Annotated in this window: 2 protein-coding genes; both read right to left on the bottom strand. The window is 53.4% G+C overall.

The features are described 5' to 3' along the window. Nucleotides 1-18 precede the first annotated feature (18 nt). Nucleotides 19-1641, bottom strand: coding sequence for a hypothetical protein (locus tag ACMLHG_RS12845; RefSeq protein ID WP_176940442.1), 1623 nt, complete (start codon nt 1639-1641; stop codon nt 19-21). A 22-nt stretch (nt 1642-1663) separates the two neighbouring features. Continuing rightward, a partial coding sequence (locus ACMLHG_RS12840; protein ID WP_417170743.1) for a hypothetical protein occupies nt 1664-2516 on the bottom strand: 853 nt, incomplete at its 5' end.

Here is a 2516-nt window from a genome sequence, read left to right as displayed (position 1 = left end):
CCTTCTTGATTTTTCTGGTTATTCAATAGTGTTGGAATCAATTCCATATTGTTCAAATCCGAGATTGTTGAGCGGATTCCGCACCCCGGAACGGACGTCCTCGACGATTTTGCCGACATTGGATTGGATCGCCGTCGGCAGCGGATCAAACGGTGTACTGTATTCAGCACTCGCCAGAATCACGATCTGTGACTTTTTCGTCGATTCGCTTTCGGTCGAGAACAGCCAGCCGAGCAGCGGAAGGTCTTTCAGCAGCGGCAGCCCTGCGACACCGCGGACAACGTCGAACTTTTTCAGTCCGCCGATCACAAAATTTTTACCGCTGTTGCCGATCTGCACCTCCGTTTCGATTTCGGACTTGTTCAGACGCGGTTCCCCTTTGGAATCCCAGCCGATCAGCGAAACACTCTCCGCATGAAGCCTCAAAGTCGTGCTGCTGGCTGTGACGACCGGCTCAACGAGATCAAGCGAAAAGCGGAACCCTTCCGCGACTTTGGTGATCTGCTGCTGTCCCTTCTGGATTTCAAGTTTCCCCGCTTCCGGCACATCCGGTTTTCCTGCGAATGGCTCCGGAAGGCTTCCGGTGTTGCCGGGTTCGATTTTTTGCGACACGTCGTCATAGAACAGCCCGGAACCGACATTGATCGAGGTTGTGGTGCGGTTTTTCGCATTCAGCACGCCGCTGGTCAGCACCCGCGCTTTGCCGCGGCTGGTCAGAAAATCGATGTACTTGCTGTTCCACTTCGGATTGAAATTGAAGAATTCCGTTTTGCTGGAGCCGGAGTTGTTCACTCCCGCGCCGAACGTGGAAGCCCAATTGCTGCGGAAACGCCCTCCCACGGAAAAGAAATCCGCGCCGTCGTTGTTCTTCCAGCTCTGAAAATCTAGACCGAGCTTGTCGTCATTTTCCGCGAAGATTTCGACCACTTTGTAGCGGAAACGGATCTCCGGAATCGGGCGGTCGTATTGCGCAAGCATATTGCTGATATGCTTCCATGACCAGAAAGGAGCCGCGACGAACAGCGCATTAAGTCCGCCGTCGACGATCAGTTTGTCCACACCGTTGTCGAATTCCACATCAATCGCCGAGGCGCCCACTTCCGAAACCATTTTCTTCAAAGTCGCCGCTGAATTGATCTTCGGGAAGTAGATGAATTTCGGACGTCCGCTGGAGGCGGTCAGTCCGGGCTGGTCAAGCCGTTCCACCAGTTTGTCAATGCTCTCTCCATAACCGTCGTCCTCAAACCGGTAGGCTTCCGCCGAGACGATCAGCAGCTTGCGCCCATTGTTGAATTTGAGCGCCGCGACGCTCGGCCGGTTCTGATCCACGCGCTTGGCGTTGATGATGGCGTTCAGATACCAGCGCAGTCCGTAGGGATCCGCATGTTTCAGTTCGTATGCCTTGGTGATGACATACGGATCGTTGTTGTCGCGGATGAAATGAATAGCCTTGGTTCCATCCTTGACCTCCAGCCGCAGTTGTGCCTGCACGCTGCTGCTGCCGTAGCCGGAGCTGGGGGCGTTGAAATCAGCTTTGGATTTGCCGGGGATTTGTTCCGGTATGATTCTGATGGTATCTTCCGCCGGCAAAAGCGTGGAAGAGAGAAGAATTGTAAAAAGGAAAAACAGTTTGTTTTTCATAATGGAAAACCTTTCAAGAAATTCAGTTGAGTTCTTCCGCAATCACTTCCGGACTGATCGGAGGTGTCGGCTGGAGTTCAGGATGGACCAGACGGGCTTCGGCGGAGACGATGATGTAGCTTTTTTCTTTCAGTGTCGTGGTTGTGCCGAACAGATACTTGAGCACCGGAATCCGCGAGAGAAACGGGATGCCGATCGTTTGTTCGACATCGGTCTCTTTCACATAGCTTCCGAGCAGTTTTTCCTGCCTGAAACCAAGAGTCAGGGCTCCGTCGATCCGGGCATAATTGCGGAGTTCATCCCCGCGATTGTTGCGTTCCACGACACTGTTTACACCGAGGTTGTAGGAAAAAATTACACCTCCGGTTCTGTTGTCCCTGTAAAAATCCTCAGTTGCAGGTACCATGCCGATGGAATCCACTTCACCGGTTTGAGCTCCGAAGCAGATCACCGGGTTGATGATTTTGAGCGCGACGGCCGGAGTTTCAGCTTGGTCGGCCACGACATCGGTTCGGTCGTCATCATCCTTTTTGAGGTTCTGGTAGCTCGGCGTCAACTCTGCATAATAGGTGCGCGTGACATCGCTGCCGTCGCCGTAAAGCGGCGTATTGAGAAAGGTCAGGTCCGCATTGGAAACCAGCCGGGCATTGCCGGATTGCTGAAGCAGCCGGACGAAACTCAAATCGAACTGCGGCGCGGTGAAGAATCCGCCGTAACTCCAGTTCGTGGAAAAATTTTTTGCCAGATCGGCGAACTGTTTCGCTCCGTTGAGGAGTTGCAGGACCGCTTCGTTGGAAAAGATTTTCCCGACATCATATCCGGCAGCAAACAGATTCAGGCCCGGCCCGTTTTTCCACGCCAGATAGTCCACGCCG

Origin of the sequence: Victivallis sp., from assembly GCF_048170485.1 — a bacterium.
Taxonomy (GTDB): Bacteria; Verrucomicrobiota; Lentisphaeria; order Victivallales; family Victivallaceae; genus Victivallis.
Note: the sequence above shows the minus strand (reverse complement) of the source record. Positions and strands in the feature narration are given on the sequence as shown.

Excerpts from the sequence above, each read along its gene's own strand:
- ACMLHG_RS12845 (WP_176940442.1), bottom strand. The coding sequence starts at position 1,641 with ATGAAAAACAAACTGTTTTTCCTTTTTACAATTCTTCTCTCTTCCACG.